The organism is Hydrogenophaga sp., assembly GCF_031426985.1.
GTDB lineage: Bacteria > Pseudomonadota > Gammaproteobacteria > Burkholderiales > Burkholderiaceae_C > Hydrogenophaga.
In genome coordinates, this window is record NZ_JASJOY010000171.1 from 1 (window position 1) to 5,563 (window position 5,563).

The window sequence follows — 5,563 nt, forward strand, 5'->3', positions numbered from 1 at the left end:
GCGACGGACTGTTAATCCGCAGGTCCCTGGTTCGAGTCCAGGTCGGGGAGCCAAGTAAATCAAGAGTCAGCAGGTTAGCGCCTGCTGACTTTTTTGCTTTCTTGGCAGCTCGTGTCCGACACGTGTCCGAAATTTCCATGGGCTTTGGTGTGTGTATCTTGAGTACAACACCATGATCAAACCCGGATGGCCTCACCTCTTTGGCGTCATGGCATGTACAGGCATGAGCCTGGCGTCGTCCTGGCTGCGTTGGCTCGGCGCTCTGTCCATCAATTCATAGAAGCCGCTATGGGAGACCGCCAGAACCCGGCACATGGTGCGGGTGGGCCAGACACTACGATGCCGCGCGATGAAGCCGTACTTCACTGCGGGTCCTTGGCAAAGTAGCCGAGCGCTTTGTTTAGGATGTCGCGCTCCGTGGTCACACGGCGCAGTTCGCGTTGCAACTGCTCCACCTCGGTGGCTGCCTCACTGCGCAGCGGCCGGTTCGGTCTGAGGTCCAACACCCCACCGCGCTCCTGGGTGACCCAACGCCAGAGCACACTGGTTTGGATTCCCAGGTCCCGCGCAATGTGCGGGATGGTTGCTCCTGGCTGCTTGCACAACTTCACTGCCTCACGTTTGAACTCGTCCGTGAAGCTCCTTCGGGCTCTTGCCATGCCTATCTCCAGCCCGACTCCAGTTTAGAAGTGACCGGATATGGGGGTGACGTCATCAAGATGTTGTTTCTTGATGAGCTGAGTCTGGAGATGGGCGGCAATCCGCCGATAGCGCTGTGAGGCCGATGGCAGTTGTAGTGATGTTGCCAATGAGCCAAGGCGGCGGTGCGCGGAGCGGAGTTCTGACACGTCCAGCCGTAGGCACATTCGCGCAAGGCCGACTGATGAATCTGTCAGCCTTGCCGTTGGTCTGAATCCGCCACCGTGAGATCGACATCAACATCGACACCGGCGAATCGCGCAGGCGCTACCAGCCCGGCAAATGGCTATGACGACAAATAGATGGTGACGAGCCGGGCAGGCCAGTGACGTAGTGCTGGAATGAAATTGATACACCATCGTCACCTGCTGTTGTTCGATCGCGCCGGGCTCGACAAAGATACAAGGCTGCTCGGCCGAGACCGGCACGTTGAACACCTGAGCGAATGCATCCCGCTTGAGGTGCGCCAGCCGCCCGGTACGGTACGCCTGCGCAGACTTCATCAGGCCTCAACCTGACGGCGCACAGCTGCGCTGCGAATCACTCGGGAAACACCGCCTCGATGGAGTCGGGGAAGCACTTGAGCCCGCGCAGAGTTCAAGCGCACCTTTAGTGGGTTAAATGGCCTTGATCAGCTCAGGCACTGCGGTGAACAGATCGGCCTCCAGGCCGTAGTCGGCCACCGAGAAGATCGGGGCTTCGGGATCCTTGTTGATCGCCACGATCACCTTGCTGTCCTTCATGCCGGCCAGGTGCTGGATCGCGCCCGAAATGCCGCAGGCCACGTACAGCTGCGGCGCCACGATCTTGCCGGTCTGACCCACCTGCCAGTCGTTCGGGGCGTAGCCCGCATCGACCGCCGCGCGGCTGGCACCCAGCGCAGCACCGAGCTTGTCGGCCAGCGGCGTCATGACTTCGTTGAACTTTTCGGCGCTGCCCAGCGCCCGGCCACCGGAAACGATGATCTTGGCGGCGGTCAGTTCGGGGCGGTCGCTCTTGGCGATCTCGCTGCCGAGGAACGTGCTCTTGCCGCTGTCGGCCTGCGCTGCCTGGGTTTCCACGGCGGCGCTGCCGCCGGTGGCTGCGGCCGGATCAAAGCCGGTGGTGCGCACGGTAATGACCTTGGTGGCATCGCTGCTCTGCACGGTGGCAATCGCGTTGCCGGCGTAGATCGGGCGCTCGAAGGTGTCGGCGGCGATCACCTTGGTGATGTCGCTGATCTGGCCCACGTCCAGTTTCGCGGCGACGCGGGGTGCGATGTTCTTGCCGCTGGCGGTGGCGGGGAACAGGATGTGGCTGTAGTTGCCGGCGATGGCCAGCACCTGGGCGGCCATGTTCTCGGCCAGGCCGTGCGCGAGGTATTCGGCGTCGGCGTGGATGACTTTGGCGACACCGGCGATCTGCGCGGCGGCGGCTGCTGCGCCTGCGGCGTTGTGGCCGGCGATCAGCACGTGCACCTCACCACCACACTGGGCGGCGGCGGCGACGGTGTTGAGCGTGGCGCCTTTGATGCTGGCGTTGTCGTGTTCGGCCACAACAAGAATGTTTGCGAGTGCGGTCATGTTCTGTGTTCCTCTTGATCGTTGATGTCAGCGGTCTCAGATGACCTTGGCTTCGTTCTTGAGTTTTTCAACGAGTGCAGCCACATCGGCCACCTTGATGCCGGCGCCGCGCTTGGGCGGCTCGCTGACCTTGAGCGTCTTCAGGCGCGGGCTCACGTCCACACCCAGGTCTTCGGGCTTGACAACATCCAGCGGCTTCTTCTTGGCCTTCATGATGTTGGGCAGCGTCACATAACGCGGCTCGTTCAGGCGCAGGTCGGTGGTGACGATGGCCGGCAGGGAGAGGCTCAGGGTTTCCAGACCGCCGTCGACTTCACGGGTCACGTTGACCTTGCCGTCCACCACCTCGACCTTGTTGGCAAAGGTGCCTTGCGGCAGATCGGCCAGCGCGGCGAGCATCTGGCCGGTCTGGTTGCAGTCGTCGTCAATGGCCTGCTTGCCCAGGATCACCAGGCCGGGCTGCTCCTTGTCCATCAGCGCCTTGAGCAGCTTGGCCACGGCCAGCGGCTGCAGCTCTTCGGCCGTTTCCACCAGGATGGCGCGGTCTGCGCCGATGGCCATGGCGGTGCGCAGGGTTTCCTGGCACTGCGTGACGCCGCAGGAGACGGCGATGACCTCGGTGACGACACCCTTTTCTTTCAGGCGCACAGCTTCTTCGACCGCAATCTCGTCAAACGGGTTCATGCTCATCTTGACGTTGGCCAGGTCCATGCCGGACTGGTCGGCCTTCACGCGCACCTTGACGTTGTAGTCCACCACGCGTTTGACGGGGACGAGGATATTCATGGGTATCTCCTGTGTATGGGATCGCAACGGGGTTCTGAACGGCTTCAAGCTTGTGGAAGGCCGGTTTTCGCTTTCCAGCGTGTCATGAGTTCGGGCAGTTTCTTCAGCATCGCCTGGTGCTCGCGCGCCTTCACATGGCCGTAGCCCCGCACCTGCTGAGGCAGGCGGGCGAGCGCCAGCGCCTCTTGAATGTTGTCGCGGCCCAGGCCTTGAAGCAGACCATTCACCAGCGCTTCAAAGTCTTGAACGGCCGCGCGCTCTTCGCGCCGCTCCTGGGTCCAGCCAAACGGATCGAAAGCGGTACCGCGCAGGAATCGCATGCGGGCCAGCAGGCCAAAAGCCGTTTGCACCCACGCGCCATAGCGCTGTTTCACCGGGCGACCTTGGGCATCGCGGCGCGCGAACAGCGGCGGCGCCAGGTAGTAGCTGAGCTTGAAATTTCCTTCGAAGCTCTCTTGCAACCGAGCATGGAAATCGCTGTCGGCATGCAAGCGGGCCACCTCGTATTCATCTTTGTAGGCCATCAGCTTGTAAAGGCTCACCGCGACCTCGCGCGCCAGCCGATCCCCGCCCACGCTGGCTTTTTCGGCCTCGGCAACCTGTCGGACAAACGCCTCGTAACGCCTGGCATAGCGGGCATTCTGGTAGCCGGTGAGCCGCTCGGTGCGATCTGACATGAGCTTGGCCAGCGTGTCCGCCTTCGGCGGCATGAGCATGACCTTTTCATCGGAGGGCAGCCCCGCTGCGCGGCGCACCACCGCCAGATCCACCGCCGCCTGACGCCCCCAAGCAAACGCGGCCCGGTTCATGCCCACAGCGGCGCCGTTGAGTTCAATGGCGCGCAACAACGAAGCCTCCTTCAGCGGAACCCAGCCCTTTTGCCAGGCAAAGCCCAACAGGAAGACATTGGTGGCCACCGCGTCGCCCATCAGGGCGACCGCCAGGCGCGAAGCTTCGAAGGCATCGACCTCCCCCGCCGCCGAACGGACACGCTCCAGCATCGCCTCGGGCGGGGCCTGCCAGTCGGGATCGCGGGTGAAGCTGCCCGTGGGGGCCACATCGGTGTTCATCACCGCATGGGTGCGCCCTGCGGCCATGGACGCGAGGGCATCCCCCGCGGCGGCCACCATCAGGTCGCAGCCGAGCACCACATCCGCCTGACCACGGGCCACCCTTGCTGCGTGCAGTTGGGCCGGATCGGCCGCCAGCCGCACATGGGACATCACCGCCCCGCCCTTCTGCGCCAGGCCCGCCATGTCCAGCACCAGTACGCCCTTTCCTTCCAGGTGCGCCGCCATGCCCATGAGCGCCCCGATGGTCACCACCCCGGTGCCACCGACCCCCGCCACCAGGATGTTCCAGGGGCGTTCGAGCTCAAGCCAGGCCGGCTCTGGAAGATCGGTGGGCGGCACCACGCGCTCACGCTGGGGCTTTCGCAACTCCGCCCCTTCAAGCACCACAAAGCTGGGACAAAACCCGCGCACACAGGAGAAGTCTTTGTTGCAGCCGCTCTGGTCGATCTGCCGTTTCCGGCCCAGCGGTGTTTCCAGCGGAAGGATGGAGACACAGTTGGACTGCACACCGCAGTCGCCGCAGCCTTCGCACACGGCTTCGTTGATGACCACCCGGCGTGCCGGATCGGCCAAGGTCTTCTTCTTGCGCCGACGCCGCTTCTCGGCCGCACAGGTCTGGGCGTACACGATCACCGACACCCCTTTGACTTCGCGCAACTGCCGTTGCAGCGCATCCATGGTGTCCCGGTGCGACACCTTGACGCCTTGGGGGAAGTCGTCCAGCGACTGAAATAGATCGGGTTCATCGCTCACCAGGTGCAGTTCCTTCACACCTTCGGCAGCCAACTGCCTCAACAACTGGGGCACCGAAGGTGCGCCTTCGACCGGCTGCCCGCCCGTCATGGCCACGGCGTCGTTGACCAGCAATTTGTATGTGATGTTCACTCCGGCGGCCACCGAGGCCCGGATGGCCAGAGACCCCGAATGCATGTAGGTGCCGTCGCCCAGGTTGGCGAACACATGCGGCGTGTCGGTGTAGGGCGCCTGCCCGATCCACGGCACCCCTTCGCCCCCCATCTGGCTGAAGGTCTCGGTGCGTCGGTCCATCCACATGGACATGTAGTGGCAGCCGATGCCCGCGAGCGCACGCGAGCCCTCGGGCACCTGGGTGCTGGTGTTGTGCGGACAGCCGGAGCAAAAATACGGAAGCCGCTGTTGCATAGAGGCATTTGCCTTGGTCAGGGTCGTGGCCACCGCATGGCGCTCGATCCACCCTTGCACCGAAGCCGGAAGCGCGTCATGCCCGAACACCTTGGCCATGCGTGCGGCCATCACATCGGCGATACCAGCGGGTGTTAGCTCACCGTTGGGCGACAGCAATATGCCGCTGCTGGGCACCTGAACCCACTCGCCCGATTCATCGTATTTGCCGACCACGCGAGGGCGGTGGGGTTCGTTGTAGAGGTGCTCCTTGATCTGGTATTCCAGCACCTGGCGCTTTTC

General features: G+C 63.4%; 5 protein-coding genes and 1 pseudogene. All 6 read right to left on the reverse strand.

What is annotated here, in order from left to right; genetic code table 11:
* Positions 1-362: 362 nt before the first annotated feature.
* Entirely contained in the window at positions 363-659 is a 297-nt protein-coding gene (locus tag RMP09_RS18355; protein WP_310567419.1) for a transposase, read from the reverse strand.
* Between the two features lie 2 nt (positions 660-661).
* Positions 662-874, reverse strand: coding sequence for an integrase core domain-containing protein (locus RMP09_RS18360; RefSeq protein WP_409559759.1), 213 nt, complete (start codon positions 872-874; stop codon positions 662-664).
* 190 nt (positions 875-1,064) lie between these two features.
* A pseudogene (locus RMP09_RS18365) lies at positions 1,065-1,208 on the reverse strand (ATPase); the annotation flags it as partial.
* A gap of 108 nt (positions 1,209-1,316) precedes the next feature.
* Positions 1,317-2,261: an electron transfer flavoprotein subunit alpha/FixB family protein gene (locus RMP09_RS18370; protein WP_310567420.1), complete on the reverse strand. Its 945-nt coding sequence runs from the start codon at positions 2,259-2,261 to the stop codon at positions 1,317-1,319.
* Between the two features lie 36 nt (positions 2,262-2,297).
* A complete protein-coding gene (locus RMP09_RS18375; RefSeq protein ID WP_310567421.1) occupies positions 2,298-3,047 on the reverse strand; it encodes an electron transfer flavoprotein subunit beta/FixA family protein in 750 nt (249 codons plus the stop codon).
* Positions 3,048-3,091: 44 nt separating this feature from the next.
* Positions 3,092-5,563: indolepyruvate ferredoxin oxidoreductase family protein (locus RMP09_RS18380; RefSeq protein WP_310567422.1), on the reverse strand; the 2,472-nt coding region annotated here is incomplete at its 5' end.

Coding starts and splice junctions, on each gene's coding strand:
- RMP09_RS18355 (WP_310567419.1), bottom strand. CDS start 659: ATGGCAAGAGCCCGAAGGAGCTTCACGGACGAGTTCAAACGTGAGGCA.
- RMP09_RS18370 (WP_310567420.1), bottom strand. CDS start 2,261: ATGACCGCACTCGCAAACATTCTTGTTGTGGCCGAACACGACAACGCC.
- RMP09_RS18375 (WP_310567421.1), bottom strand. CDS start 3,047: ATGAATATCCTCGTCCCCGTCAAACGCGTGGTGGACTACAACGTCAAG.